Genomic DNA, 25,543 nt, shown 5'->3' on the forward strand with positions numbered 1-25,543 from the left:
CCGATGAATATCCCCAACCTCCTCACGGTGCTCCGCGTTCTGCTGATCCCGATCTTCATCCTGTTGTTCTACATGCCATTTTCCTGGAGCTATTGGGCTGCCAGTGCGGTATTCGCCTTCGCTGCCGTGACCGACTGGCTGGATGGCTACCTGGCTCGGCGCTGGGAGCAGAGCACGCCATTTGGTGCGTTTCTGGATCCGGTTGCCGACAAGCTGATGGTGGCTACCGCGCTGGTGCTGCTGGTGGCCGAGCATGCCAACCTGTGGCTGACGCTGCCGGCGACCATCATCATCGGTCGCGAGATCGTCGTATCGGCGCTGCGCGAGTGGATGGCCGAACTGGGCGCCAGGGCCCATGTGGCGGTATCCAACCTGGGCAAGTGGAAGACCGCGGCGCAGATGGTGGCGCTGGTGATCCTGCTCGGTAACCCGCCGCTGTTCGGTTTCTGGGTGCTGGTGGGCTATGCGCTGTTGCTCGTCGCTGCAGCGCTTACCCTGTGGTCGATGGCGCAGTACCTGCTCGCTGCCTGGCCACATCTGAGCGTTACCGCCGAAAAGAAATAACTTTTTTAATCAAAGGCTTGACTGGGCGTCGTGAAGATATAGAATGGCGCCCGTCGACAAGACAAGCGGGAATAGCTCAGTTGGTAGAGCACGACCTTGCCAAGGTCGGGGTCGCGAGTTCGAGTCTCGTTTCCCGCTCCAGTTTCAACGGGCCGTCACGTACGGCCCGTTCAGTTTAAGGCTGAGTAGCAGAGTGGTTATGCACCGGATTGCAAATCCGTGAACGCCGGTTCGATTCCGACCTCAGCCTCCAAACGCGAAGCCCCGTAGCCATTGGCTACGGGGCTTTTTTTGTGCCTGAATAAAAGTGGTCGCGTGGCGTATGTTTTGGGACGCGTCCTAAAACTCTTCTATTTCGAGGGCTTGGCGACGCTGCCGATTCGACGATAGACGCGCTCTGTAATTCCCTCCTTTGAGTGCCCGAGCAAGGCGCTCGCATCTGCAATATCGTCGATCTCGCTGGCTGCCTTTGGCCGGATATCTTTGAATTGGAACTGGCTGATGCGGTCGGCCAGGTTCTGGTCACCTGCCTGAACTGCCTCATTTACAGCCTTCGCCCTTGCTTCATCCCATCTATTGCGCAGCATCTGTCTGGAAACCTTCAGCCCGCTTCGGTTGAGAATGAGGTAGAGAGACGGGTATTCGGCGTTGCCCCGGGCAATACGCTCGAGCAGCAGGCCGAGCGAGTTCATCCCGCTATCGCTCGAAACCGTGATTCGTAGCCGTTTGGAAGTCTTCTTTTGCTGCACCCTGAGATAGCCGCCTGCAACATCATCACGCCGCATCTGCAGAACATCCGCCGGGCGCTGACCTGTGAGGTAGGCCAGGTCCATAGCATCTCTGAGTTCGTGGCATGCTTGGCTGTAAACCGCGTTCCAGACAATATCGTCAGCGTAGTAATCGCGTGGCTTCTCTTTATTCTTGCGCACGCCCTGACAGGGATTGGCCTGCTGGCACAGCCCCCACTCACGCGCGGTGTTGATTATATGGGAGAGCAGGGCGATTTCTCGATTGGCCCTGGTTTTTGCAGTTCTCGCATCGCGGTACTGCGCAATCATTGCAGGGCTGATCGCCTCTATCGGTGCATCGTCAAAGACAAGCCGGAGCTGCTTCAGCTCAGCCTTGTTGTCGACTTGGGTTCGGGGAGCTTTCTTCGGGATGATGTCTCGTTCATATCGGTCGAAGATAACCCTCATGATCTTAAGATCATTCGGGGCGGACTTCGCTTCCAGTTCCGCCCACTTGAGTTTCGCTGCAACCAAGTCTCCGCCGAGATTGATCTCGTTTTTATTGGGATCCAAGTAGTAATAGCTGATCCAAACTTTTCCGTTTTTGCGCTTTCGGGTGCGTTGATACATGTTCATCGGCAGATGCCGATTTTCCGGCTTGCGTGGGCGCATCTATCTCACTCGTGAAAAGTCTGGTCTCCAGCCGGATGCGGCCGTGGGCTGGCTTGATACACCCTGCATCGGAACACCCAGCTTCATGCGGATGTATTGCCGGGCAACAAGCGGCCTACCGCCGCGGCTTTCGACATAGTGCCAGCCGTTAGCTGCCAGCCAGCGCTTCTGCCAGGCTCGTGCTTTGTAGCCGGTGATCTGCTCGAGCTCTTTGTCGCTCAGGATTTCGGGTTCCACAGCGATACCTCGCCGCCGGCGCGGCCGGCAGTTTGATGATTGATATTCAGGGGTGAAGAGCGAGCGGCTGTTAGGCCTGTTTCGGTGGAGTCACTGGTGTGCAACGCAGGCAGCGGCATAGGCCGATGCGCTGGCCGGTGGTGCGGCATAGGGTGGGGGCGTTCATTGTTCTTTAGTGCTTACGTCGATGGCGTACACCTCAACCGGGTCAGGGCCGAAGTGCGGGTGAGTGATTGTGGTTATCCGGTACCCCTTCCAGGGAAGCACCAGTCGGCGGTCGCCGTCGTTACGCAGCGGATAGCCGCGGGTGAGCTCGATACGATCATAGGTCCGACCTTCGAGTCGCCTGCGCCAGTAGGGTGTAACCAGGCGGAATTCCTCCGGCTTCGTGCCGGCCTTGATCTGGTCGAAGTACTCGCCCTTGAGAGCGAGCGTGAGGATTCGGCTCATGGCTGCTCTCGCTGCTGGGCGCGGTGAGTTCGATAGGCAACCACGTCGTAATCACGCTGGTTGTGTTCGTACCAGAACCACGTGAAGTTGCACGCTAGGTCGCCGATCTTCTCGGTGCCATCGCGAAGGCGAACCTCCACCTTGGAGCTGTACGGATGCGTGAAGGGATTTGCCTTAGATGGGCCGTGCTCGATCCATGGCGACTCTTCTACGGGGCTGCCCTGGGTTTTCGCCTCGCCAGCCCATACGCGGGCCTGCAGCAGGATGGCGTCGCGCTGGTTGATCAGGCGCTCTTTCTCTTCGCCCTCGGCACGGCCGATGTCCCAGAACTGCTGGCCCCAGTGGCCATCCGGTGGCGGGTTCACGCCTTGCTTGCCAAACGCCAGGGCGCCGACGATGGAGTCGATCAGGTCCTGTTTGTAGGCGTTGTCGCTGTCGATGCTCAGGCCGCGGCGGCGCAGCGTGCTGAGCACTTCGTGATCGTCCAGGCCGCTATCGCGCAGCACGATGTCTTTTTCGGGGGCGCCCGGCGTGTAGATGACCAGGCACAGCTTGGCGCCCGGCCAGAGGTGTTCGCTGATCTTCACCAGCGCGTCGTTGGCGATGTGGTGGAATTCGGTGGTAGCGGACATAGGTTCATCTCGCCGCGCTGGCGGCCATGGTTGGTGTGGGATACTGGAAGGGCTGCAGGCCTGTTGGTGCGTCTGGCAGGGTGGGCCGGTGGGCCTGTAGCAATTTGGTAAAACTTCGGGCGGCAGCCGGCGGGGAGCTGGCTACGCTTGGGGCAGGACCACTCACGAGAAGGAACTCGCTATGCCTACAGCCGCATCTGCATTCGCTGTAATCAACGAACCCATCACTGCCCAGAAAATCGCGCGCGACACCGGCCTGGACCTGAGCTTGGTCAGGGACTGGGTTACGCATGCCCGGTCATATGAGGACGGGAGCGGTTATCTGGTGTTCTTCAAGGCCGACACCCCGGGCGAGGTGCGGCAGCTGGTGCCGCGGCTGACGCCGACCAACCTGCTGATTGTGCTGGCGGCCTGACGGGCGCCGGTTACAGCAGTTCGTCCAGCGGGCCGCGTGGGCAGAGTGTCCAGGGCACCTGGATCTTGTCCTCGGGCATGCGGCAGTGCCATGCCTGCTGGAACATCTGGCCGTCGACGAACTCGACGCCTTCGATGGTGAAGGCGAGCACGGCCATGGTGTCGAGGCGGGCATCGTATAGTTTGGGCAGTTCGGACATGCCGGGCGCGGTGTAGGCCTTGGCCGTGGTGGTATCTCGGCCCAACGGCGTGCTCATGCCTTTGTGCATTTGCACGCACGCATGAATGCGGCGTTCGCTGCCGATGGCCTTCTTGGGCTTGCGCTTGCCGCGCTCGAAGAGGGGGAGCACTTCATATTGCATGGCCGAACCGAAAATAACTGTATGGATGAACAGTATTCTAGGTTCGGCTCTGGCGGGGCGTCGAGGGCTGTTCGTCAGGCGCTCAGCGGGTTCCGGTTTTGAGGCCGTCGATGTAGTCGACGTCTGCCTGCTGCTTGGCCTGCTCTCGGATCGGCGCCTTGGTTGCGACCACTTGTGCCTGCAGGGCGTCGAGTAGCAGCTTTTGGCGCACCTGGCCTTTGAGGTGGGCCTCGATTGCGCGGATGATCTCGGTGTTCATGCTGCTGAAGTTCTGGCCGGCCAGTTCTTCGACGGCCTTGCGCATGCCGTCGGGCAGGCGGACGACGAATTTATCAGCCGAGCTGGAGGTGTATGCAGGATTTGCCATGATGCTCTCCTTGTTGTTGGTGGCATTCTGACACATTAAATAACAATCGTTCAGCGCTACTGCTGAGCGGCGTCAATACTTTTGGTTGCCGAGGGCTGTCGATCAAACCCAGATGCCGTGCTCAAGTCGCTCAACGTAGGTGCGCAGCTGTTCATTTTTCTCGGCGCCTCGCTCACCGTAGTGAATCTCGCGGTGGCATGTGGGGCATACCGCTCCAACGAACTTCGGGTGATCAAGACCACCGTCTGATAGGCGGTTGATGTGGTGAGGCTCCAGATATGGCGTGCCGTCCTTCCTGATGAAGGGGGCGTCTTTGCCGCAGGACTCACACCGCCCCGCGGCGCGGAGCAAAACGTAGTGTTTTACCTGAGCGCTGCGCTGGTAGATCCTTCTGACTGCAGTGCTGGCGTCTGATCCCTCCCGCGAGCTCGTTGCATTAAGAGCGAGCGCACGCGCTTCCGTCAGGGATGAGGGGAGAGGGGTACCAGTAGCTTCGTCGACTACAGCTTCGTTCACGCGATCTATTGGAAGCAGGTGGAACTGAATGATTCGTCGAGTGGCGCCATTCCGATCTGGACCGTCCCTCCAAACATGATCAGCGCAGACAAATTCCCCCATGTACTGCTGACCCAAGCTCTTCCCGGCTCTCTTCCCAAGGGCCTTGAAGAGATGCAGTGAAGCCCCATTGCTGGCATGTTCCAGAATGGCTTTATTACCACCACGCAGCAGCATATCCCCCACCTGACCCTCTCCGGTGTAATGGAAGACGCCAAATTCATCGTACCGGTCGGTATAGCCAAACTGCTCGCCGCTATCTCCCGTGAAAATAAACACTGCCGGTGCTTTGGCTGAAGGTGATATCCCGCTCTGCCGACTGCCTCCGAAGGGCTCGTGAATTTGGGTGCGTCTGTCATAGACCTTCCCGATTTCAAAGGCGATTTCGTAGGGCGAGCTCATGCACTGTCCTTGGCTTCATTTCAGGTGCTGAAGGGTAACGGTTCGATGTGGAGGTGAGTAGTGGCTTATTGCCCGGGAATGGGGTATCAGTGCGGTACCGGCATGGGGCCGGGTAAAGGGAGTGATTATGAGCAATCAAGCGCAAGTCGACGCACTCGAGCATCTTCTGCTTGGCATCTTGAGAACCAGCGGGATATCGATTCCGCGCGAGTCAATTTTCGAGTTTGCTCAAAGCAGTCTTCTGGGAAGCGATGGGCCGGGTGGACCTCAGCAGAAGAGCGAAGCGGTGGAGTATCTCAAGCACCTCCAGCGACAGCTGGGGTAGTCAAGACGCCCCGGCCTGCTAATCAGCCTCGGACAGATCGACAGATCGGGCACTCGTATTTGCTGTTCGGCATCCAATATCAATGCTGCTTAAGGGCGAGATGAACAAAGAGTGAATGACGCTGATTCGAAGCAACTCGATTGGTTTGAAAAAATGCTTAGCGAATGCGAGGGCCGAGTAAAGTTTGCCGGCCTCAGCGCCATTGCACATATCCGGAAGGCTTGGGAGTTAAAAGACTCCGACATGCATATGGCTGTTTTTCGATCTATATGTGCAGAAGAAGAGGCTGCAACATCACTCATAGCCTCACTCAAGGCTCAAGGCTACCCAGAAAGCGAGAAACTCCACTTTCATAATCATGCAAGTAAAGCAGGTGTAATAGTCTTCATTAAAGGTGTCTTGGATTGGGCTGGTGACAACTTTAAGCGCGAGGGCTTTCCGTTTCATTTGCCCATCATAAAGCTTACTAATGATCCTGGGCGCCCTGCTATGGAAATCGAATTGCCGCTAAAAGCCCATAACTTTTCGGTGCATCCGAGGCCGCCGCTTAATTTGATCACCCAGGGACAGCAAACTCTGCAAGAGATGATTAGTGACACAGTTCGAGTCAGGCTCAAGAAAAAATATATTCAGGAGGTCCATGGAGTAATTAAGCAAAGAGCCAACCTCAGAAACAAGTTGCTTTATGCCAGCGATGACGCAGTTCCAGTAGGGATCAAGTCGTGCGATGAACATCTGCTCAATCAATTGGGGATTGTTGGAGCGCTTTTATCTGCAGTCGCGTTAGTCGACCCCTGGCGGAGGCCTGATTACCCATTGTCAGGAATTGTAGTGTCAGCTGTGCTGGAGCTTGTCCGAGTGATGACCCTCAAAAAATAAGAGCATCAAGCTGCCGGCACATCCATCAGCATGTCCATCTGCGCCGCGCCGTCGATCCACGCCTGATCCAGTCTGGCCCGTGCCATTGCGGCATAGGCTGGGTTGAGCTCGCAGAGGATCGACCGGCGACCTTCCTGCATTGCGACGACGCCCGTGGTACCGGCACCACCAAATGGGTCGAGTACGAGGCCACCGCGTGGCGCGCCTGCAAGGACGCATGGCCGAATCAGGTCAGGGGGGAATGTGGCGAAATGAGCGCCCTTGAAGGCATGTGTTGCCACTGTCCAGACACTGCGCTTGTTTCGCGTATGCAGGTCGTAGGTGCTTTCGGCCCGGTCAGGCCGATGGGTACCGTTGTTCTGTTTGGGGATCTGCTGCGCTCTCTTCGATTCGTCACGCTTGAAGCTATCGCGCTTGGCCCTGGCGGATCCCTCTTGATGAAAGGCTCCGTGGCCTCCTTCGCCCTTGCTGGTGTCCCAGCCTGCTGGAACCGTTGCCCGCGGCTTGGTGACCTCGCCGAAGCCGTGGCCGAAGCCAACTCCGGTTGGTGTCGGGCCATATATGGCCGGCTCGCGGATCGCCTCCATGTCGCAGTGGTACCGGCGCGACTTGCTCAGGAGAAACAGGTATTCATGCGCCTTCGTGCAACGGTCGCGAGTAGATTCCGGCATCGGGTTCGGCTTGTGCCAGATGATGTCCTGGCGCAGGTACCAGCCGTCGTCCTGCAAGGCGAAGGCGAGTCGCCATGGCATGCCCATCAGGTCTTTGTGCTTGAAGCCTTCAGGTACCCGGCTGGACCGCCGGGATTGCGCGGTGCGCACCGCAACATGTGGCAAATCCACCAGGTGCCCGCCAGATCCAAGCGGCCCATTTGGTTTGCTGGCGTAGCTGTCCCCCATGTTCACCCAGGCGGTACCGTCCTTGCGTAGCACCCGGCGCACTTCGCGGAACACTTCGACCAGGCGCTGGATAAACTCGGCTGGGGTTTCTTCCAGGCCGATCTGACCTTCAACGCCGTAGTCACGCAGCCCGAAGTAGGGTGGGCTGGTGATACAGGTGTGCACGCTTTCATCCGGCAGCGTGCGCATCATGTCGATGCAGTCGCCGATGAGTATCTGGTGAGATTCCATTAAGGCTCCTATTGCGAAGCGCGTTTGTCAGGCCTAGCAACCAGCACCACTACTGAAACGCTTGTGCCTGCAAACTCGTTGTCGAACGTGCGCGCCCACTCCAGGCTCCAGCCGGGCAGAACATCCTTCCCTTTGGCGCTGGCCGGCAGGATGGCAATCAGCCGTCCGGTACGTTTGAGCATCGGCGCAGCGTGCTGCAGGTGAGCGAGCCAGCGACCCTCGCTGAATGGCGGGTTCATCACTACCAGGTCGAACGGGTGTTTTGCCTTCCAGCTGAGAAAGTCCGCCTCGATAGCCTCGTAGCCCAGCGCTTCAAGCACCTTGCAGTGCAGGCTGCTGATTTCCACGCAGGTTGTGCCGAGGGCTGGAAACCAGCTTGCTAGCCCGCCAGTGCCTGCGCTTGGCTCAAGAATCAATTCCTCGCCGTGCACATTGGCGACACTTGCCACGAATTCGGCGACGGCGTGCGGTGTCGGGTAGAACTGGTGAGACTTTTGGTCGGGAATGCAGCCAGAGCAGGCGATCTGGTTCAGTACCTGACCCGGTTCGTAGTCGAATCGCCACAAGTCGACATTGCCTTCCTTGTCACGTACGCCGCCGATAGCCGCCAGCACCTTTTCTGCTTCGGCCATTGCGGCCTTGTTGTGATCACCCAGATCAAAGCGGCGCGTCTTCGGGATGGCGGCAAATTTGCTCTCGCGGAAGCCTGGGTTCTCGCGAGCACGATGCGCCTCCTTCATTCCGGCCAAGAGATCCAGTACAGCGAACGGAAGGGGCCGATCATAAAGCTCGAAGTCTTTGATTTTTTTCGCGCGCTTGGGCTTGGTGCGGAGCTCGGAGGGTATGGCCAGTGGGTAAAGGCTGGCCAGGATGGCGTTCAGCCGCCAGGCCATTTCCGGGTGCACTTCAAGGTGTGCGGTGCCAACACCGTTGTAGATTCGGATGCGAAGTGCGTTGCCGTCGATACCGAGCCAGCGGCCATTGTCCCGGCGGGCGATGCTGATCACGCCGCTGGTGTCGTTCCACTTCGGCTCATCACGGCCCATGAATTTCGCGATCACGCAGCGCAGATCGTTGATGACGCCGGCCGTGCCATGGTCAATGGTGTCGTAGCTTGTGATGGCGCGCAGCAAGATCATGCGCTTGTTGAAGCCCTGAGGGCAGTTGGTGACGTGCTCTCGGCTCAACGCGCGGAATATGCCATCGACCCGCTCGGCCAAGAACTGGGCGCGACTGTGCAGCAGGCCAGCAAGGGTAGAGCGCACAGTTGCCTCTTCGAACTCGGGCAGCGGCGGAAGCTCCGTCTCGCTGGTGTGCCGGGCAGCCTTGCGACCTTCCGGGTTTCGGATCTGGTCGAACCACTCGTCGCGTCGCTTCTGCGGCATGTGGTCGAGCACATCGGTCAGGCGTAGCGCCCGGCTCCAGAAGTCGGCGTTGAGCTGGGCGATGGCGCCCTCGGCGCGGAACAGGGCATCGACCGTCGTCGGCAGGGTGTAGCGCTCCTCGCGGACATTGCCCTCAACGAAGTAATGCAGCACCGAGGCGTTCTGCCCGCTGCGTACGGCGCCGGCCAGGGCCTCGACATTGGCACGGGCAGCGTTGTACTGGCTGATCAAGCTGTCCACCAGGTCGGCCGCCATCGGGGCGAAGAACTCTGAGACGTCCTCGACGATCTCGCCGAGCGTGACCTTTTCGACTGCTGACATGGGCTGCTCCGGGCGCACTCCGTCCTCCATGTCTGGATGCGGCGTAGTGGCAATTTAGAATTCGATGGGCTATTACAGCTATCCGGCATGGGGCCGGATACAGGAGAACGCAATGCCCATTTACAGGGAGTTGGTTGTGACGCTTACGGCGAATGAGTTCACCAACGGCGCTGGAGAGGCCACCGCTAGCATCTTCAAGGAGTGTGGACAGAATCTCTACCACTGCGAGTTTCATGCAACAGTTAGAGGCGTGCCGGCGCCCGATGCTGGCTATGACTCAGTCGACGATGCTCGAAAAGCAATCTTTCAGTACTGGGATGCATGTGAAAATGCCTTCCGCAATAACGGAGTGACTTCCTTTCAACGGATACTGAAGGTGTGAACGTGGTGAAGATTCTTGCTTTAATGATTGCGACGCTGCTCTCTGTACCGGCTACAGCCGAGCTGAAAATCAAAGATGCGCCGGCTGTTTGCTCGGTACTGGCTGACCTAGGCTTGAAGGGCCGCAAGTGGGTTGATTACGGAGATGGTACGGCCGGATGTGCAAGCGACTATAAGGACATCGGCAGTTCGTCAGGCCTGCCGAACAACTTGGCTTACTACGCAACTGGCAGTGGCTCTTCAGCTGCACAGGTAAAACTTGTCCTGAACTATAACCAGCCGAGCCAAGCCGTTAAGGCAACGCCGCAATTGCTCAAGGCCGCGGATCGTCTTTCGGCTCTGATGCTGGGGGCTCCGCTGCCAGCTTCTATCAAGAATGCAGTCTCGAACGGCAAGCCGGTTAAAGAGCGTTTAGGGGCGGGCGAGATTGAGGTCACCCGCGATAATTGGCCTACAGGCAAAGGATACGAAGTGCACGTGATACTCCGCTGATTACTTGGCCGCGTGAGTTAGGTGTCGCAAGCAAGAGGCAGGGCCACCTGGCGCAGATCGGCAACACCAGCAGGCCGCACTGTATTGAATCCTTCGTCTGCCGCTGAGAGAGTCATAATCCAGTGGCCTTCACGCTGAGTGATGTAGGCCGCTCGATCTTTGCAGCCCTCTGGGTAGGTGATGACCTCGATCACCGAGAATTCCCAATCGGTGATGTCGGTGCTCTTCAGCGCCATGTGGAATTTGCAGGCGCTGGGGTTACTCAGGTGCTGCCACCAGCGCAGCGTAAATGCCTGTGTGGTTTGGCCGACGTAGACCCGGCCGGTCGACTTCTGGCGCACCTGGTAGATCACCGGCGGGGCCAGGCCTTCGGTGACCAGGCGGAATTCCGATAGCTCGCGGCCCCGGGCTGCCTGCTTGCATGCCTCGGTGCAGTAGTCGTGGCTGGTATTTTCGGTGTTGGGGTCGTTGTACTTGTCGATCAGTCGGAAGACCGTACCGCATTCCTTGCAGGTCGTGTCTTCGAAGCGGCGCAGCAGGTAGGTGTCCTTCTCGGTCAGTTCCTGGATGTGGAGCAGGTAGGCGTGATCGGTGATATCTGTCCGCAGCACCCGCATTGGGAACTGCCGCTCGTAGAGCCCTTCGATCTGCGCCTTCGCCTGCTTGCGGTCCGATGCCTCGACCATGCCGCTGAAGACTGGTGGCCAGGCCCATTCAGCTTCCCGGTGCGGCCCCGCTGGCTGGCGGCCCTTGATCTGGTAGTAGAACTTTGACATGGCTTTCTCCATGCAGGCGCCGGACTCCATGGCTGGATGCGGCGTGGTGGTAATTCTGGCAGGGATGAGTTATTACCGAGGGGCGGCAATGGGCCTAACAAAGGAGGATGTATGAGCCACAAGACGAGAATCGTATTCACCATCAAGGAATCGGCTGAGGGAGTGCCATGCCTGAACATGGAATTTCATGACGACATTCCAGGGCTTCCTGTTGATCCTCCTGCCTTTGACCTACCGGCAGGAACTGATATGGCGAAGGCGCGGGAAATCGCGCGCTACTTGAACCAGAACCTTGCCGCATATCGTCCATTTCCGCTTGATCCAGCATCGAAGTGATTTGCTGAGTTTCTGCTCAGCAGTTGGTTGCGACCGACCATTCCTTTTGATGATTGAGGCTGACGGTCACGCCTACGCGTCACACTGATGTGATTTCGCGCAGGGCTTTGTCATCGAGGCGGTCGGCGCCGCAGATCAGGCGGCTGATGAGGTCTTGCGGCTCCTCGATGCCCAGCCGCTCCATGGAGCGAATCAACTGGGCGTCGGTGGCCTTGAAGAGGTGGAGCTTGATGGTGCGCGACAGAAGCCTGGCCAGGCGTTCTTCTTCGGCCAGCCTGTCGCGCTCTCGCTGCTCCTGCTTTCGTACAGTTGCTGACTTGGCCATCAAGCACTCCGTGATCCAGGGAGCTGGATGCCGTGCCGAGCCATGAACTGCTCGAACGCCACTGGTCCAAGGCCCAGCTTTTTGCGAATGTGCTGTGAGCCTAGGCCGGTTGCCGCCAACGCCGCGGCGCGCTGTGACAGGTCCTTATCCTTGCGATCCAGCTCGCGCCGGCTGTTGCGGCTCAGGTGCAGCTGGGTGCGTACTCGGTCGCGCAGCTTGCCGACGCGCTCGGGCAGTCGGTCGGTGATCGCCAGCTGGTCGACCTGTCCGCCAGCGGCCAGGAATTGCTCCTGCAGGGCCGCCAGTTCGTCACGCTCGGGAGCGCGGAGTTGGATGCTGGTTGCTGCAAGCATGGGCACCTCACGCAGCGATGCGGCTCTGCTGAGCCTGCTGGATATGGTTGATCAGCGCCGAGCAGATCGCCGGGAAGTCTGCGGCGCGGTACAAGACGGCGGCACGCTCACGGCCAACAGCCTCGAAGCCGATTGAGCGCAGGAAGTCACCGGTCAGGTTGAAGCCCAACCGGCCGTTGATGTCGCCGAGCTTGATGCGCTGGCCATCGTCAACGGCAGCGGCCGGCGCCGGAGCGGCATGCGTAACCGGTGCCGACTGCTGAGGTTGCAGCGTTGGCTCCGGCTGACTGGCCGGGGCGACCGGTGCCGCCGCCTCCTTGGCTTGAGCCTCTGCAGCCTGGCGCTTCTGTGCCTCTGCCTGCTCATGATCATGGATGCGCACCTTGATCAGGGCGACCAGATCATCGTTGGCCTTCAGCACCAGTTCCTGGAAGTCAGCGAACAGGAAGGAGTGGTCTGCAGCCAGCTCGCGTAGGCTCGTGATGTTGACCTTCACGCCTTCGGCAATGCGAGACGCCTCGCTCTTCGCCCGGGCCAGCTCGGTAGCTGCGGCATCGCGCAGGCTGGCGATCGTCTTCTTGCCCTTGATCGCTCCAGCGAAGTCAGCAGCGATGCGCGGCAAACGTGCCTTACTGCCGAACGACGCATTCAGCTCGTCGACGTGCGTCTGCAGGGCTTTGGCCGCGTCGATGACGATATCTTCTCGGATCGATTTCTTCCGTGCCTCAACCAGTTTGCTCAGCTCGAGACGCTTGGCTCGGGCGGCGGCCGCGATCTCGTCGATAGCCCGGAAGAGGGCATCGATGCTTTCGGTCTGGCTGAGTGCATGCTGCTTGGCGGCAGCCAGGCGATCTTCCACCTCGCTGCACCACTTCACCGTCGTGTCGGCGTCGGCGAAGTGCTGGTCAGTCTGCAGGTCGGTATTGATGCCCTGGAACACGTCCAGCGCGTGCGCCTTGAACGCGTCCAGATTGCTGGCGGTGACCATACCAGTCACCTCGATGCGCAGAGCCGGCAGCGAATCGGGTGCGCTACCGACCACCTGTGCCGCCGCCGGCGCTGGCTGGAACGAAGCCAGATCCGCTTCGAACTGACGCCAGCCGGCCAGCAACTGCTCGCGGCGGCCCGGCTCAGGGCGATATTCCATCTGCACCAGGTTCTGCTCTGTCCCATCCGAGCATACGAAGATCACGCGGTCAGCACCGGTTACCAGGAGCTGCTGCTCGAGCTGCCAGAAGTAGTGCGGGTCGAGTTCGCGGGCGCGCACCCGTGCCGCCAGGTTCTCGTTCCACAGCTTGTGCTCGAACAGGACGTTGCCGAGCATGTCCATGCCGTCCACGCTGGCCAGCAGGTTGCCCTCGGTGGCGACGACCGGGAACAGGTCCTCGCCGATCTGTGCTTCGATGATGGCCCGGGCCAGGGCTTCCGTCTCATGGCCACGATCGAACAGCTTCTGCTGGGCGGCGCTGACCTCCGGCACGATGCCGGTCTTCTTCTGGGCGAGCAGATCAGATCGAGACTGATACTTCGAAGCGCCCATCATTGCCGGCGCCTCGCTTGCGGTGAAGTAGCCGGAGCGAAGGGCCAGCCACTCTGGCGAACCCTGGGGGACATTATGAATTTGCATGGTCGAGCTCTCCTTCAAGGGCCGCCAGCGCAAGGATCCTGTCCTTCTGCGCGTCGGTGAGGGTGTACTTGCTGCTGATGGTGGCGATCAGGTGCTCCGGACTGGTGCGCCCCGCTTTGATGGCGTCAACCCAGGCGTCGCGACTCTCTTCGAGCTTGCTGTCGGGATAGGGCGGCAGACCCTCGGCTTTCGGTGCCGGCCGGCTGGCGTTCACCTCGCGCTCGGTCGGCGTATCCATGACCTCTTCTGCGACCGGCATGCCTCGAAGCACATCCGGGAAAACGTCGCGCAGCGCGAAGGCCCGAGCACGCAGCTGCAGCATCCGCTTGGGGTACTGCGTCCAGGGGCCTGCCTTGCCGGTCAGGTTCGCTGCCTTGGCGTCAGCCATGCTAAACGTCCGGCTCTGCTCGTCTTCACCGCGGCGTTTCACGCGGCACGTGGCCACATCGCCTTCGATGTTCTCGTACACGTATTCGCAGAGCGGCGAGGAGCGAACCAGGGCGATCACCGCGTCACCCCACAGGGCCGGGCGGCCGTTGATAACCGCGATGTTCTGCATGGCCTGCATTGGCTGTAGGCCCAGCTCCATGCCCCACTGGATTGCTACCAGGATGTTGCCCGGGTTGTTGGCGAAGTCCTTCGGGACGATGGTCGATTTAGCCAGGTAATCGGCGAAGCGCAGTGCCTCGTCGATCGTCTGCGGCGCGAGGCTAAAGGCTTGTTTCAGGGCGAGTTCGCTCACGGAATGGCTCCTTCCGAAAGTGGCGATGGATTGAGAAAGTGTCGAGTCAGGCCAGGGACGGCCCGAGAACAGCGAGGATCAGGAAGAGGGTGATCATGGCCAGGGCGCCGCGCCAGATTCCGTAGCGGCGGGCGCGTTGGTGCCGAGTCATGGCTCCCCCTGCTGGCACGGTCCAGGCGACTGGCCAATGCGGTCAATCAGCGGATCGTTGCCAGCGAACAGAACTACCAGCACCGTCAGGCAGATCCAGAACGCAGCGTCACCCATTGCGCACCTCCAGGTAGCGCCGGCCACCCTTGATAGTCAGCAGCGAGCGGATTGGCGTGTCGGTGAAGCGCGTATCGCGGGGCAGGCCCAAGGCATCGGGCAGTGACTGGCCGCGCTGCAGGAGGATGGTGTGCCGCTGCTCGACCTCGGCCAGCTGCTCGTCGGCGATGGTGGTGACGGGATTCGTGGTCATCAGAAGTCCCTCCACTTCGCGGCAGCTTCCGCCGCAGCCGTGTGAGGCCTCAGCATCTTCTCAGCCACCTGGCGGGCCAGGTCGCTATATCGGGTACCGAACGCACCGTGCCCGCGGGCCAGGGTCCAGTCCAGATGATATGTCGCGTCGTTCGCGTAAATGTCGGCGGCCTGCTGGCCGAACTCAATGATGAAGTCGAGCGCCCTGACGACGACCTTCGGGCTGAACGAGACCGTCACATCAGAGCCCAGCACCAGGGTCTTGATGCTGTCTTCCAGCCATTCCTGGCCGGCGCTGGTTTCGATCCAGGGCGTAGGGGCTGTGTCCGGCTCGGCGCCGTCGTGCCGCCACTGGCATTGCTGTAATGCGTTCATACGCGAGCCTCCGCTGCTTCTCGACACTCGCGCGCGGACAGGCGATACCCGTCGTTGCGCTCGACCACATGCACACCGCCATGAAGGCCGCGCTCTTTGTTGAGCCGGTTGGCCTCGCCGATGCAGGTGTCGAGGTCGACGTTTTCGAAGACCTGCCGCTCGCCAGCGATGCTGATGAATAGAACTCTGTTCACAGTGGTGATCCTCATAAACAGCATTGGTCAGGCGACCGGCGTCGGTGACCAAGCCGGGGCTGCGTGAATAGCCTGCCGGGCGCCTGCCAATGCTGTTGGGCTGGGGAAATGCGGGCATAAAAATCCCGGCGTATAGCCGGGACCAGGTATTGCAGCGGGCCAGGTAGTCAGGACGCCTTGGCGTGCTGCTTCTCGCCCTGGATGCGGTCGTAGATCTCTTCGCGGTGAACCGCGATCTGCTTGGGCGCCGTGACGCCAATCTTGACCTGGCCGCCGGCGATGCCGGTCACCGTTACGGTGATACGGTCAGCGCCTTCGCCGATGATGAGTGCTTCGCCTACGCGACGGGTGAGCATGAGCATGGTGTGTTCCTTTCCGTGGGGTTGATTTCCCGTCTGGCCCTGTCGCCAAGGCCAGCCAGTGAAATCAGGCCGCACGCACCTTGCTGGCCCGCGCCTTCAGTTCCTTGCCGCCTACGTCGACGATCAAATACTCGCCGCCGCCCCGGCCACTGCCCAGGTTCTTGATGCCTACGAACTTGCCCGACTTATCGGTGCCGCGTGGGTTGGTGAGGATGACGTCCTGGCCTTTCTTGAACGCGCTCATGGTGTTGCCTCTGCTGTGGTTGATTTCCCGGATACCCCTGTCGCCAAGGGTATCGAGTGAAATCCTTCACGCGGCCAGGGATACGTCCTCGACCTTGCGAGCGATGCGAAACTGGACATAGCTGCGAGGTGTGGCAGGGCGGCGTGGTGTGGGAGCGTCGTGATGCCCGGTGCCGATCAGCAGGGCCAGGGCGAGCGGGGCGATGATGCCGCGGCGGTATGCCTCCATCGCCAGCCCACGAATGGAGCGCTGCATGCCCAGCTTGTGCTTGGCATCGTCGATCCTATCCTTCGCCGTCCAGGGTGAGACGCCCATTTGCTTGGCTATCTGCTTGATGGTCAGGTCGCCGGCGGCCAGCACCGTCGCTTCCAGCTCGCGCGGCGCCAGGCCCTTGTCCTTGAATCCCTGCCAGTTGCCGAAAATGATCGTGTCGTTCAATTCTCGCCTTCCTTGATGCGATGATCAGGCCGCTATGCGGATGCCGCGGCTGACCTTCGGTGTGATGGTGATGTGGCCTTTCCTGGCAATTTCTTCCAGGAGGGTCTGAGCTGCATTCGGTGACGCGAAGCCGAAGTGCTTGGCCAGCTCGACCCGCGTGGGCGGCCAGCCGTTCTGCTCGATCATCGCCTTGATCGCGTCGAGCACTTCCTGCTGCCGGGGAGTGAGTTTCTGTTTCATGTCCTTGCCCTCTGGATTCCCAAAGCACCCGGTTGCCCAGGTGCTTCAGTGAATCGCTTTCCATCCCATGCGTTGCGCCGGAGTCCTCTCTCTGGCCGGGTCACACATTTCGTGTTCGGTGTTCTTCCCGACTGGCTTGCATGGTTTGGCGTCCTCCCATATGGGGAGTCCGGCAGGTACCAGAGCCTGCGTGGGGCGTGAAATTTGTTACTCGCGCTGTACTGGCAAGCCAGGATCACGCCGCGAGGATTCCAAGTTGTGAAAGAGCGTTCGGGTTGCCCCAGGCCTCTCGGCCTTCAGCGCGGTGTTCTGCGCTTCGATGGATAAAATATAAGCCCGCTTATCTTGATGCGTCAATAAGCATGCTTATATTTATTTTCGAACGCCCACAAAAAAGCCCGCACGTGGCGGGCTCGTTCGCGATCAGGCGGCTTACTGAATCACAAGCTCTTTAGCTGACCAGCGCTTGCCGTCAGGAGTGGCGGTCATATTCACGCTGTACCTGCTGCGAATCGTCGCGCCGAACCCGTTTTGCGAATCGACGAAAGCGATCACCTGGTAGCTGCACTCAGCAATCTTGGCGATGTGCACGCCGTCTGCGCCTGAGTACGGGAAATCTGCGGTGGATGGAGATTTCAGCCTCTGTTTGACGAAGTTCTGAGACATGACGAAAGCCATGACCGGGTCTTCGCACTTAGGCTTTTCAGGGGCCGGTGAAGCTGCAGTGGATGGACTTGATGCAGTAGCAGGCGCCGTGCTGTCGGAACTCCCGAAAATCGATACGAAGAACCAAGTGGCAGCAGCGATAATGATCAGCCCTCTGACCGTGCCGATCATGCGCGTCTGCTTGGTACGGCAGCTCGGGCAGACTGTCGCCTTCCTATCCATGAACGCCCGGCACTTGCTGCATTGCTTAACCGCTGCAGACACGGCCCTTGCTTCGTTCGGCCCAGGCTCGGGCGCTTCATGCCGGGTCTGCTTGGCCTCGCGCTCCAGCTTTAGCTCTACAGCCTTTTCGTAAAAGATGCCGCAGTCAGGGCAGCGTAGAGGCTCGCCAAAATCCGCTACAGGCGCTTCGTGTTCGCAGCTTGGGCACTTCATAGGATCCCTCCCAGGGCATAGTGGCGCGAACTCTACCATCACCACGCCATCATCGGAATTCTCAGTTGTGCCTCCGCGATGTCTGCCTATTGCCATCAATGGGCCACCTCAAATACTGTATGTGTATACAGTGATGAGGAGGGTCAAATGGCAAGGCAACAAAAAGCGCAGAAGATACAGGAAGCAGCACCAATGACCGCAATCGAGCGCTTGGGCCTGCGGGTGTCGGCAATGATCGGCTCGCCAAAGGCGCAGCTGGAGAGGAGGGCGGTGATTCACCGCCTGGATACGGACACCGACGAAGCCTGGGACGGGATCATGACGCTGCTGGCGGACACCGACGGCCTGGCGCTGGCCTTCGATGGAGACGGCCACGCGGTGATCACCTGGGAAGCCGGCGAACCGGAGGAGGGAGCAGAGCGCAGCGAGGCGGTAGAGCCAGTCGAGGAAGAGGCGCCGTTTTAGGTGCCTGCTTGTGGATCGGGGAAATTGGTAAGGCAGAGAATCGAGGAGGGTGGTATGGGTAGGCAAGCAGCAGAGGCACAAGACTACGAGGCGATCGCTCCAGGCTCAGATCAGCTAGCGCGCCGAGTGCTGGCCATGGTCGATTCACCTGTCGCATGGCTGGGCAAGCGCGTGCGGATTCACCGGCTGGAAACCGACGGCGACGCGGAGTGGGGCGAGGTGATGGATAGGCTGGCGGCCACAAGCGGGCTGCAGATGGACTTCGAAGAGGCAGGCTCAGTGATCCTGCAGTGGGAGAAGACTGAAGACCTCAGCATTTCGTTCGGCGCCGGCGCGCGGCCGGCGGAGCAAGCCAAGAACGAGGCGCCGTTTTAGCTCTCCAGCAGGTCTCCAGCCTTGGCCAGCTGTGCTCATTGTTCGGCAGCCGCAGCAGCGAGCCCAGATGAGCGGCAGCCTTCAGCAGACACCGAAACACTGGCCACGGTGGCTCCCAAGTTGTTGGCGTACTGAAATTCGTACTTCAACCCATCGCTAAATGGCTTGCGAAGCGCTTCGTTGTTGCAGGTTTGCTTCAACATGTCGGCGCGCATTTCAGCCAGCGCGTCTTCGGGGAGCGCTTCGCCGTCGTAGTTGATGAACGTGTAGTAGTAGGTAACCAGGGCGCCTGGGCCAGCCTCGGCCTTTTCGAGGCGGACCTGATCGTCAATCACTTGCGGCGCATCCCGATTGACCATGATCGCGGTTAGCTCCGCCACTTTAGTCGCACTTTCCAGCGCTTCGGCGGCCAGCTTTTCAGGGTCGCGGTCGATGTAGACGGCCTTGTAGGCGACCAGGCCGAACAGGGTGGCGGCGCTGAACAGGTATATGGCGAGGGTGCGGTTCATCGTTTCTTCCTTGAGCAGCTAGCGGATGAGCTGGCGATTCTTCACGGTGCATGCCCGAATCTCTGCCGGAAGTCATCTTCCAGCTTGCGGCAAGCCCCTGCGATGATGTCCGCAGACGCGATTGAGCCCCTATACATAGCAAGCTCGTCATGGCACAAATCAATCGCTGCTCGTGCGCGGATCTTCTCTTTGCCTTCCGGTGTATTGCTGATGTAAAAGCCGAATCCAAGGTAGAGAGCGCCCGCTATAGCGACCGTGATCAGCATCTTCGAGAAAAAGCCGAGGCCACTAGGCATGGCAGGGGCAGAAGGCGCACTCGGCGCGCAAGTCAAGTCTGCATGGCAGTGCTTGCAGCGTATGGCTTCAGCTTTGATTGTTTCAGCGCAGAATGGACATTGCTTCTCTGCTGATTGCATTTAGAGCCTGCGCCTCCTCGTCCTGAGATTGATATGCCCTGAAAAAGCTATGCTCAATGTGCACCTGCGGGGCATGGGCTGATTATTTGCTGGACTTCATTCCCTACGGCAATCGGTATGGGGCCGGCGCCTGTGTAAATACTGTGAACACTGTACTCCTTGCGCCCGGTATCTCGAATGAAGGTTGCCGCCTCGCCAGTCAGATATGGCTGACCGTTGCTAAGCAGCATCTTGATCACCTTTGCGCGGTATTCCGGATTGTTCTCCAAGGGTGCTCTGTGCACTTCGGTGTAGGGGATCAGCGAGACGGCTTGCCTATCCTTGAAGACGTAGAAATTCTGCCCATCAACATCGCTGATGCACTTCACGTCTTTGGCTCGGATAACGTCCTTCTGCACGAAGGATCCCTTCTCATAATCAGTTAAATAAAGGCTGTCGGGCGTGAGGATGCTGTACGCGGACGTGTACTTGCAGGTAGCTACTCCGTTAATGGCAAGCCAGCAGAAACTTGTCTGCGCCGTGTCGACAATCTGATCAATATTCAGGTCGCGCTTGATTTGCTCCCTGACCTCAGGCGTTTTGTGCTCGATATTGGAGCAGGCCGTAAGCAGAATTAACGCTGATGCGATGGCGAAGTGGCGAAGCATGATCAGTCCTTGATTGTGGTGCTCGAAGAAGGCGTCGCAGGCAACTGGCTCAGAGAGATGCCGTCCAGATTGTCTGCCTCGATGTGCACGTGCCGCTTACTGTCGATGCTGACGGTTACGGTAATTCCTTCATGCAGAGCTTTCTTCAGCGCCTCGGCGTCAGTAGAGCCCTGAAGGCGAATTCTTACAGGCTTGCCTTCAGTGAGAATCAGTGGCAATCGTTGCTTTGGGAGCGGCGCGATGGCTAGCAGAAGGAATGCCACCGACGCGCCGGCATACGCGATGGCGTTGAAGGTATTCAGGATGAGTCTGAACACATCTCTGCGCGTGATTGGCTCAGAGCTAACGCGGAACTCGTAAATCTCCTTAGCCGCAGACCACGCGATGACTGCAGCACCAGCCAGTAAACACAGGAACAGCAAGCGGATCGCTGAACTGGCAATCACTGGCTTTGCACGCCGAGTGTGCTCAGACAGCCACCTTCGAAAATTCTCGCGCTTATCGGGACCAGATGAACCGTAGTGCCAGGCGCCTGCCGCGAGTACCGCGACCATTGAAAGGAGAAACTCGTAACTCATACACGTCCTTGTTTTGTCGTGCTCAAACCCGCGTTGCGTTCCAGACCAGCAATATCTTGGCTTGGATATAGGTCTCGTCGATTCGAACGATCCGATCCTTGTGTTTCGGGTTGTCGGAGATCATCTCGAAGTGCTCGGCGTCAGCCACCTGCAGGCGCTTGATGTAGAAGTGGCCATGCCAGGAGAGGGCATAAATCCCGTCGCCGACGAATTCCCGAATGCTGGCGTCTGCGATCAGGGGGTCTTTGTCCTTGATCGTCGGCTCCATCGACTGGCCGGCACCGGTGATCAGCTTCAGGTGAGCCGGATCCTTGTAGGTGACGCCGAGCTCGCGCAGGTGCTGCTGGCTGACCGTCACGTCGCGGAACATTTCGGGGAAATCATGCACGACCTTTCCGCCGCCCATGGCGCCCTGGACGTCGTAATGCGCGATGCGGATTTCGTCGCCCACGATAGGGCGGCGTGAGAAGTCCGCGGTGATGACGTTGTCGGTCTGAGCGGCTGGTTTGTCCTCGATGGTGTCGGAGACGGCCTGCTCGATGCGGCTGAGCTGATCGGGGCGCAGGTTTTTGCCCTTGAGCATGTCAAGGACAAGGTTGGCGGTCGACGACTTCCCGGCGCCGACAGGAAAGGAAGCGGCGGTCGTATCAGTGCCGCCGGCCTGGACCGCCATCTCGCCTTTTCCTTCCGCAAGCCAGATGGCATTCACGCCGCAGGCGTGCGCAAAGGCGACGAGATGAACGCTCTGAAGGTTCTCGCCTTTTTCGATTTGGGAAATCACTGGTTGAGACACGCGCGCGGCCGCTGCCAGATCTTTCTGGGTCAGGCCGGCATGACGCCGCGCCTGTTTCAATCTTTCTGCAAGTGTGCTCATGCGCGCAAATCTATAAGTTCGCTTATGGCCTTGCAAATAAGCCTCCTTATTCATACGATATAAGCAGGCTTATCAGGAGTCTTTGCCATGAGTCCAATCGAAAAGCTCGTCGATTTTTTCGGCGGGCAGACCAAAACCGCAAAAGCGCTCGGCGTCTCGCAGCCTGCCGTTTCCTATTGGCTAGCTGGTGTTCACGCGATGAGCGCTGAAGCTGCTTTTAAAGCTGAAGAGCTGACCAATGGTCTCGTGACTGCAAAGGATCTTTGCGCGAAGCGAGAGCAGATCAGGGCCGCCTAACCACCCCTCACATCCTACAAACCCGTCCGCCATTTCGGCAGCGTGCTGAAAGGGGTGTGGCTTTATCCAGTACGCCTGCGGCGATCGAGGCAGCATGCAATACACACTGACCATCAACCAGCACAAGGCACTCGAATGGGGGCTCAATGCGCAGCAGGCCATGCTGTTCGCATTCGTCTACGAGTGCCCGAGCTGGACGAAGCCGGTCACCACGATCGGCGGCGTTTACTTCACGCTCAGCAAATCCAAGATCACGGAAGAGCTGCCGCTGCTCACCGACAAGCCCGATACCGCATACCGCCTTCTCAAGGCGCTGGAGGTGGCCGGGCTCATCGAGCTGTCGAGCACGAATTCAATCACGCTGTTCCGCCTGACGCCAAAGGCGACTGAGTGGAATCGCAAAGTAGATGGGTCGGAAAAATATCCGACCCAAAGGCAGGCGCCTGGTCGGAAAAAAATCCGATCCACCTCGGAAAAAAATCCGACCCGGGTCGGAAAAAAATCCGAGGCTGGGTCGGAAAAAAATCCGACAAATCAGGTAACCAGTAATCAGGTAACCAATCAGGGTACCAGTCAGGATTTGCACGCAGCCCCGGCTGCGCCGTCACCACCTGCCGGCATGGTGGTCGTCGCTGACAACGGCCCTCGCTGCGCAATCCCGCCGGACATGCCTGGGCCGAAGGACCCGGCCTGCAAAACCTTCAAGGCCTGGGCCAACTACGCCATGGCCTACCGAAAGCGCTACAGCACCTGGCCAGTCTGGAACGCCAAGGTGGCGGGGCAGGTTGGCCAGCTGATCGACCGTCTGGGTGCCGATGTGGCCCACCACGTGGCCGCGTACTACCTGACCGTCAACGATGCCCGGTTGATCAACGGCTGCCACGGGCTGGGCGACCTGCTGGCCAAGGCCGAGTCGTACCACACCCAGTGGACGACCAACCGCCAGATGAACGCGACCACCGCCCGCCAGCTCGAGCAGACCCAGGCCAACGTCAACGCCGCCCACCAGGCTGCCGAACACATCCGCAACGGGGAGGCGAAGCCAAATGCTTTCTTGCGACCAAACCGCTGAACTGGCCGTGGCGCTCTGCGCGACTGCCGAAACCCTGGGCCAGACCCTGAGCGCCAATGCCGCTGCGCTGATGGCCCAGGATCTGGCCGACTACGGAATGGATGACCTGGCCAACGCGCTGCAGGCCTGCCGCCGCGAGCTGACCGGCAAGCTGACGCTGGCTGCCATCCTGCAGCGCATCCAGGCGGCAGACGGCCGGCCCGACCCGAACGAGGCCTGGTCCATCGCCCTGGCTGCGTCGGACGAAGCCGAAAGCGTGGTGCTCACCGAGGAGATTCGCCAGGCAATGTCCGCCTCTGCGCCGGGCATGGCCCAGCGCGACAAGGTCGGCGCCCGCATGTCGTTCCTGTCGGCCTACCAGCGCCTGGTCGACGCCGCACGCCGTATGGGTAGACCGGTCGTATGGAGCCTGAGCATGGGCCATGACCCGCAGCGTCGGGTGGCCGCGCTGGAAGAGGCTGGCCGACTTGGGCGGCTGCCGGCACCGGAGCTGCAGCAGCAGATCCGCCGACTCGCCCACGAGCCCATGACCCAGGACGGCGCCGCGATCGCCGGACTGATCACCGGCCGTGCAGGTACGCCGAGCCCGAAAGTTCGCCAGAAGCTGCAGGAGGTGAGGGCGGTGGTATTGGCCAACCAGAGAGCGGCCGATGAGCGAAAGGACGCGGAGGTCAGGGCGCTCCGCAACGAGTTTGAGCAGCGCCGCGCTGATCAGCTGGCCCGCCTGGACGAGCTGCAGGAGAAGCGCGCATGACTGACCGTATTGCCGTCAACAGCGCGCCGCGCCTGACCGAAGCTATCACCCGGCTGACCGCCATGTTCCGTGAGAAGAAATACGTAGTGGTGAGCCTGCGCCCGGGCAAGGACCGCACGCTCGATCAGAATGCCCTGTGGTTCGCCATGTACCAGCGCATCGCAGAAATGACCAGCATGGGCGACGTCGAAGACGCCCGGCGCTACTGCAAGCTGCACGTCGGCGTGCCGATCATGCGCAAGGCCGACGTCGACTTCTTCAACGCCTGGAACCGCTCGTTCCTGCACCTGACGTACGAGGAAAAGCTGCACCTGATGGGGCCGTGCAACCTGTTCGGCCCTGATGGATTCCCGGTGACGCGCCTGTTCAACCGCGCCCAGGGCATCGCCTACACGGACCAGATCGTCTGCGAGTTCGCCGGCAAGGTGGTGTTCGACGATCTGCTGGGGGATGCGGCATGAAGCGCACCGAGCTGAAACGCAAAGTGCCGCTCAAGGCCAGCGGCATCACGACCCGGGAGCGCCGGAAGAAACCCTGCAAGGCCTGCCAGGTCATGTTCACGCCAGTGCGGGACTTCCAGGCTGTGTGCGGGGAAGTGGCATGTGCCCTGGCGGTGGTGGCGGACAACCGGGAAAAGGCGCGCAAGGCGATCGCCGACCTGGAACGCAAAGAGCTGCGCGCCGCGCGTACACGAATCAAGACCAAGGCCGACCACATGCGGGAAGCCCAGGTGGCATTCAATGCCTGGATCCGCGAGCGTGACGCCGACCTGCCGTGCATCAGCTGCGGCCGGCACCACCAGGGCCAGTACCACGCCGGGCACTACCGCACCGTGGGCGCCAATCCAGAGCTTCGCTTCGAGCCAATGAACGTGTGGAAGCAGTGCGCGCCCTGTAACAACCACAAGTCCGGCGACATCGTGAATTACCGAATCAACCTGGTGCAGCGCATCGGCGCCGACAAGGTGGAGTGGCTCGAGGGAAGCCACGAGGCTAAGCGATACACCATCGAGCAATTGCAAGACCTCAAGGCCCATTACCGGGCTTTGACGAGAGAGCTGAAGGGGAGAGCAGCATGATCTACACCAGCGCGCGCGCTGCAATAGTGTCGGCGTTGGCGGCCGATGCGATCGACAACACGAGCAAGCAGGCCTGGCAAAAGCTGTACAGGGCAGGCCATGACGACGGCCATGATCCGGCCACGCTGTCGGGAGTCAGTCACGGCACCCTGTCACGCACTGATGTTGACTGCTGGGTGCATGCCCGGCTGCATAGCCTGCTCAAGCCGAGGCACTGGGATGTTCTGGTCGGCAAATACAGCACCGCCCGGGAGCGGAAAAAGGCGTCGATCCAGGCGCTGATTCCACTGGTGGCCACGCCAGCGCCGCGCCAGTTCCTGGGCATGGCCGTGTACACCTGGGCGATCCCGAAGCTGGCTGGCGTAGAGGGCAAGCGATCCAGTGACGTCATTGTGCTGGAGAGCTGGTTTTACGACATGAACAACTGGGGCGACGGCGGCCGGCCGGAGCAGACCCGACGTCGGTGGCGGCTGGGAATTCGCTCCGTGTTGGAGGAAATGCTGAAGGAGGCGGAACAGGCCGCAGAGCAGATTCTGCTGGCGGAGGGGCTTTTGCTCGAAAGTGCGGCATAGCCTATTGCATTGAATGAGCGGGTGAGCGATTATTTACC

The 25,543-nt window shown here is 60.0% G+C and carries 40 protein-coding genes, 2 tRNA genes and 1 pseudogene; 16 read left to right on the plus strand and 27 right to left on the minus strand.

What is annotated here, in order from left to right:
- Positions 1-3: 3 nt before the first annotated feature.
- The 3 genes from pgsA to QYS36_RS18895 all read left to right on the plus strand — a co-directional run bounded on the left by pgsA (position 4) and on the right by QYS36_RS18895 (position 817).
- Complete coding sequence (gene pgsA, locus QYS36_RS18885; protein WP_308840918.1) at positions 4-564, plus strand: CDP-diacylglycerol--glycerol-3-phosphate 3-phosphatidyltransferase; 561 nt, start codon at positions 4-6, stop codon at positions 562-564.
- A gap of 65 nt (positions 565-629) precedes the next feature.
- Positions 630-705, plus strand: a tRNA-Gly gene (locus tag QYS36_RS18890).
- Between the two features lie 38 nt (positions 706-743).
- Positions 744-817 (plus strand) — tRNA-Cys (locus QYS36_RS18895).
- A gap of 97 nt (positions 818-914) precedes the next feature.
- Here the strand turns inward: QYS36_RS18895 and QYS36_RS18900 are convergent.
- The 4 genes and pseudogenes from QYS36_RS18900 to QYS36_RS18915 form a co-directional block, all read right to left on the minus strand.
- Complete coding sequence (locus QYS36_RS18900; RefSeq protein WP_308840919.1) at positions 915-1,964, minus strand: tyrosine-type recombinase/integrase; 1,050 nt, start codon at positions 1,962-1,964, stop codon at positions 915-917.
- A complete protein-coding gene (locus QYS36_RS18905; protein WP_308840920.1) occupies positions 1,965-2,201 on the minus strand; it encodes a DUF4224 domain-containing protein in 237 nt (78 codons plus the stop codon).
- Between the two features lie 162 nt (positions 2,202-2,363).
- Positions 2,364-2,651 carry an ASCH domain-containing protein gene (locus QYS36_RS18910; RefSeq protein ID WP_308840921.1) on the minus strand — a complete coding sequence of 96 codons (288 nt, stop codon included), beginning with the start codon at positions 2,649-2,651 and terminating at the stop codon, positions 2,364-2,366.
- Between the two features lie 281 nt (positions 2,652-2,932).
- Positions 2,933-3,283 (minus strand): annotated as a pseudogene (locus QYS36_RS18915) (hypothetical protein); the annotation flags it as partial.
- 181 nt (positions 3,284-3,464) lie between these two features.
- Between QYS36_RS18915 and QYS36_RS18920 the strand changes: the two are divergent.
- Entirely contained in the window at positions 3,465-3,698 is a 234-nt protein-coding gene (locus QYS36_RS18920) for a hypothetical protein (protein ID WP_308840922.1), read from the plus strand.
- A 10-nt stretch (positions 3,699-3,708) separates the two neighbouring features.
- Here QYS36_RS18920 and QYS36_RS18925 read toward each other — a convergent pair whose 3' ends face one another.
- From QYS36_RS18925 to QYS36_RS18935, 3 genes are all read right to left on the minus strand, one after another.
- A complete protein-coding gene (locus tag QYS36_RS18925) occupies positions 3,709-4,047 on the minus strand; it encodes a hypothetical protein (RefSeq protein WP_308840923.1) in 339 nt (112 codons plus the stop codon).
- A 94-nt stretch (positions 4,048-4,141) separates the two neighbouring features.
- Positions 4,142-4,426 (minus strand): Arc family DNA-binding protein, encoded by a 285-nt coding sequence (locus QYS36_RS18930; protein ID WP_308840924.1) that lies wholly within the window; start codon positions 4,424-4,426, stop codon positions 4,142-4,144.
- 102 nt (positions 4,427-4,528) lie between these two features.
- Positions 4,529-5,383, minus strand: coding sequence for an HNH endonuclease signature motif containing protein (locus QYS36_RS18935; protein ID WP_308840925.1), 855 nt, complete (start codon positions 5,381-5,383; stop codon positions 4,529-4,531).
- Between the two features lie 436 nt (positions 5,384-5,819).
- On the opposite strand from QYS36_RS18935, the gene QYS36_RS18940 reads away from it, so the two are divergent.
- Positions 5,820-6,587: a hypothetical protein gene (locus QYS36_RS18940; RefSeq protein WP_308840926.1), complete on the plus strand. Its 768-nt coding sequence runs from the start codon at positions 5,820-5,822 to the stop codon at positions 6,585-6,587.
- Positions 6,588-6,592: 5 nt separating this feature from the next.
- Here the strand turns inward: QYS36_RS18940 and QYS36_RS18945 are convergent, their stop codons facing one another.
- A complete protein-coding gene (locus QYS36_RS18945) occupies positions 6,593-7,717 on the minus strand; it encodes a site-specific DNA-methyltransferase (RefSeq protein WP_308840927.1) in 1,125 nt (374 codons plus the stop codon).
- An 8-nt stretch (positions 7,718-7,725) separates the two neighbouring features.
- Complete coding sequence (locus QYS36_RS18950; protein WP_308840928.1) at positions 7,726-9,423, minus strand: DUF4942 domain-containing protein; 1,698 nt, start codon at positions 9,421-9,423, stop codon at positions 7,726-7,728.
- Positions 9,424-9,535: 112 nt separating this feature from the next.
- On the opposite strand from QYS36_RS18950, the gene QYS36_RS18955 reads away from it, so the two are divergent.
- Together QYS36_RS18955 and QYS36_RS18960 are read left to right on the plus strand one after the other, a co-directional pair.
- Positions 9,536-9,805, plus strand: coding sequence for a hypothetical protein (locus QYS36_RS18955; RefSeq protein WP_308840929.1), 270 nt, complete (start codon positions 9,536-9,538; stop codon positions 9,803-9,805).
- A 5-nt stretch (positions 9,806-9,810) separates the two neighbouring features.
- Entirely contained in the window at positions 9,811-10,296 is a 486-nt protein-coding gene (locus QYS36_RS18960; protein ID WP_308840930.1) for a hypothetical protein, read from the plus strand.
- Positions 10,297-10,313: 17 nt separating this feature from the next.
- On the opposite strand, the gene QYS36_RS18965 is transcribed toward QYS36_RS18960, so the two are convergent.
- A complete protein-coding gene (locus tag QYS36_RS18965; RefSeq protein ID WP_308840931.1) occupies positions 10,314-11,072 on the minus strand; it encodes a GIY-YIG nuclease family protein in 759 nt (252 codons plus the stop codon).
- Positions 11,073-11,183: 111 nt separating this feature from the next.
- Here QYS36_RS18965 and QYS36_RS18970 point away from each other — a divergent pair, with 111 nt between their 5' ends.
- A complete protein-coding gene (locus tag QYS36_RS18970; protein ID WP_308840932.1) occupies positions 11,184-11,408 on the plus strand; it encodes a hypothetical protein in 225 nt (74 codons plus the stop codon).
- Between the two features lie 79 nt (positions 11,409-11,487).
- Here QYS36_RS18970 and QYS36_RS18975 read toward each other — a convergent pair whose 3' ends face one another.
- The 12 genes from QYS36_RS18975 to QYS36_RS19030 all read right to left on the minus strand — a co-directional run bounded on the left by QYS36_RS18975 (position 11,488) and on the right by QYS36_RS19030 (position 17,868).
- Positions 11,488-11,733: a hypothetical protein gene (locus QYS36_RS18975; RefSeq protein WP_308840933.1), complete on the minus strand. Its 246-nt coding sequence runs from the start codon at positions 11,731-11,733 to the stop codon at positions 11,488-11,490.
- The gene (locus QYS36_RS18980) at positions 11,733-12,086 is read right to left on the minus strand and encodes a hypothetical protein (RefSeq protein WP_308840934.1); all 354 of its coding nucleotides are present in this window, start codon (positions 12,084-12,086) and stop codon (positions 11,733-11,735) included. Before QYS36_RS18980 ends, QYS36_RS18975 begins: the two co-directional genes overlap by 1 nt.
- A gap of 7 nt (positions 12,087-12,093) precedes the next feature.
- Positions 12,094-13,713 carry a YqaJ viral recombinase family protein gene (locus QYS36_RS18985; RefSeq protein WP_308841393.1) on the minus strand — a complete coding sequence of 540 codons (1,620 nt, stop codon included), beginning with the start codon at positions 13,711-13,713 and terminating at the stop codon, positions 12,094-12,096.
- Entirely contained in the window at positions 13,700-14,455 is a 756-nt protein-coding gene (locus QYS36_RS18990) for a hypothetical protein (protein WP_308840935.1), read from the minus strand. The genes QYS36_RS18985 and QYS36_RS18990 overlap by 14 nt, the downstream gene beginning before the upstream one ends.
- A gap of 259 nt (positions 14,456-14,714) precedes the next feature.
- Positions 14,715-14,915, minus strand: coding sequence for a hypothetical protein (locus tag QYS36_RS18995; RefSeq protein ID WP_308840936.1), 201 nt, complete (start codon positions 14,913-14,915; stop codon positions 14,715-14,717).
- A complete protein-coding gene (locus QYS36_RS19000) occupies positions 14,915-15,289 on the minus strand; it encodes a hypothetical protein (protein WP_308840937.1) in 375 nt (124 codons plus the stop codon). Before QYS36_RS19000 ends, QYS36_RS18995 begins: the two co-directional genes overlap by 1 nt.
- Positions 15,286-15,483 carry a hypothetical protein gene (locus tag QYS36_RS19005; RefSeq protein ID WP_308840938.1) on the minus strand — a complete coding sequence of 66 codons (198 nt, stop codon included), beginning with the start codon at positions 15,481-15,483 and terminating at the stop codon, positions 15,286-15,288. The genes QYS36_RS19000 and QYS36_RS19005 overlap by 4 nt, the downstream gene beginning before the upstream one ends.
- Positions 15,484-15,650: 167 nt before the next feature.
- Positions 15,651-15,845, minus strand: coding sequence for a carbon storage regulator CsrA (gene csrA, locus QYS36_RS19010; protein ID WP_308840939.1), 195 nt, complete (start codon positions 15,843-15,845; stop codon positions 15,651-15,653).
- Positions 15,846-15,909: 64 nt separating this feature from the next.
- Positions 15,910-16,089 carry a hypothetical protein gene (locus tag QYS36_RS19015; protein WP_308840940.1) on the minus strand — a complete coding sequence of 60 codons (180 nt, stop codon included), beginning with the start codon at positions 16,087-16,089 and terminating at the stop codon, positions 15,910-15,912.
- A 66-nt stretch (positions 16,090-16,155) separates the two neighbouring features.
- Positions 16,156-16,527 carry a helix-turn-helix transcriptional regulator gene (locus QYS36_RS19020; protein WP_308840941.1) on the minus strand — a complete coding sequence of 124 codons (372 nt, stop codon included), beginning with the start codon at positions 16,525-16,527 and terminating at the stop codon, positions 16,156-16,158.
- A 24-nt stretch (positions 16,528-16,551) separates the two neighbouring features.
- Positions 16,552-16,767, minus strand: a complete 216-nt coding sequence (locus QYS36_RS19025; RefSeq protein WP_374990473.1) for a hypothetical protein — start codon at positions 16,765-16,767, stop codon at positions 16,552-16,554.
- A gap of 432 nt (positions 16,768-17,199) precedes the next feature.
- Positions 17,200-17,868, minus strand: coding sequence for a hypothetical protein (locus QYS36_RS19030; RefSeq protein ID WP_308840942.1), 669 nt, complete (start codon positions 17,866-17,868; stop codon positions 17,200-17,202).
- Between the two features lie 192 nt (positions 17,869-18,060).
- Here QYS36_RS19030 and QYS36_RS19035 point away from each other — a divergent pair, with 192 nt between their 5' ends.
- Positions 18,061-18,333, plus strand: a complete 273-nt coding sequence (locus QYS36_RS19035; RefSeq protein ID WP_308840943.1) for a DUF1654 domain-containing protein — start codon at positions 18,061-18,063, stop codon at positions 18,331-18,333.
- Between the two features lie 54 nt (positions 18,334-18,387).
- Positions 18,388-18,708 carry a DUF1654 domain-containing protein gene (locus QYS36_RS19040; protein WP_308840944.1) on the plus strand — a complete coding sequence of 107 codons (321 nt, stop codon included), beginning with the start codon at positions 18,388-18,390 and terminating at the stop codon, positions 18,706-18,708.
- A gap of 35 nt (positions 18,709-18,743) precedes the next feature.
- Here QYS36_RS19040 and QYS36_RS19045 read toward each other — a convergent pair whose 3' ends face one another.
- From QYS36_RS19045 to QYS36_RS19065, 5 genes are read right to left on the minus strand one after another with little or no spacing between them, the layout of a single operon-like run.
- On the minus strand, positions 18,744-19,217 hold the full coding sequence (locus tag QYS36_RS19045; protein ID WP_308840945.1) for a hypothetical protein: 474 nt from the start codon (positions 19,215-19,217) through the stop codon (positions 18,744-18,746).
- A 41-nt stretch (positions 19,218-19,258) separates the two neighbouring features.
- Positions 19,259-19,633: a hypothetical protein gene (locus QYS36_RS19050; RefSeq protein WP_308840946.1), complete on the minus strand. Its 375-nt coding sequence runs from the start codon at positions 19,631-19,633 to the stop codon at positions 19,259-19,261.
- 53 nt (positions 19,634-19,686) lie between these two features.
- Positions 19,687-20,280, minus strand: a complete 594-nt coding sequence (locus QYS36_RS19055; protein ID WP_308840947.1) for a hypothetical protein — start codon at positions 20,278-20,280, stop codon at positions 19,687-19,689.
- 2 nt (positions 20,281-20,282) lie between these two features.
- Positions 20,283-20,858: a hypothetical protein gene (locus QYS36_RS19060; RefSeq protein ID WP_308840948.1), complete on the minus strand. Its 576-nt coding sequence runs from the start codon at positions 20,856-20,858 to the stop codon at positions 20,283-20,285.
- A gap of 22 nt (positions 20,859-20,880) precedes the next feature.
- A complete protein-coding gene (locus QYS36_RS19065; RefSeq protein ID WP_308840949.1) occupies positions 20,881-21,732 on the minus strand; it encodes a LexA family transcriptional regulator in 852 nt (283 codons plus the stop codon).
- Between the two features lie 87 nt (positions 21,733-21,819).
- Between QYS36_RS19065 and QYS36_RS19070 the strand changes: the two genes are divergently transcribed.
- The 6 genes from QYS36_RS19070 (at position 21,820) to QYS36_RS19095 (ending at position 25,505) form a co-directional block, all read left to right on the plus strand.
- Entirely contained in the window at positions 21,820-22,029 is a 210-nt protein-coding gene (locus QYS36_RS19070) for a Cro/CI family transcriptional regulator (protein WP_308840950.1), read from the plus strand.
- A 94-nt stretch (positions 22,030-22,123) separates the two neighbouring features.
- Entirely contained in the window at positions 22,124-23,101 is a 978-nt protein-coding gene (locus tag QYS36_RS19075) for a phage replication protein (RefSeq protein WP_308840951.1), read from the plus strand.
- Complete coding sequence (locus tag QYS36_RS19080) at positions 23,076-23,855, plus strand: hypothetical protein (protein ID WP_308840952.1); 780 nt, start codon at positions 23,076-23,078, stop codon at positions 23,853-23,855. Before QYS36_RS19075 ends, QYS36_RS19080 begins: the two co-directional genes overlap by 26 nt.
- Positions 23,852-24,316 (plus strand): hypothetical protein, encoded by a 465-nt coding sequence (locus QYS36_RS19085; protein WP_308840953.1) that lies wholly within the window; start codon positions 23,852-23,854, stop codon positions 24,314-24,316. Before QYS36_RS19080 ends, QYS36_RS19085 begins: the two co-directional genes overlap by 4 nt.
- Positions 24,313-24,933, plus strand: a complete 621-nt coding sequence (locus tag QYS36_RS19090; protein WP_308840954.1) for a recombination protein NinG — start codon at positions 24,313-24,315, stop codon at positions 24,931-24,933. The genes QYS36_RS19085 and QYS36_RS19090 overlap by 4 nt, the downstream gene beginning before the upstream one ends.
- On the plus strand, positions 24,930-25,505 hold the full coding sequence (locus QYS36_RS19095) for a hypothetical protein (RefSeq protein ID WP_308840955.1): 576 nt from the start codon (positions 24,930-24,932) through the stop codon (positions 25,503-25,505). The genes QYS36_RS19090 and QYS36_RS19095 overlap by 4 nt, the downstream gene beginning before the upstream one ends.
- The last annotated feature ends 38 nt before the right edge of the window (positions 25,506-25,543 follow it).

This window comes from Pseudomonas sp. G34 (assembly GCF_031119625.1).
GTDB lineage: Bacteria > Pseudomonadota > Gammaproteobacteria > Pseudomonadales > Pseudomonadaceae > Aquipseudomonas.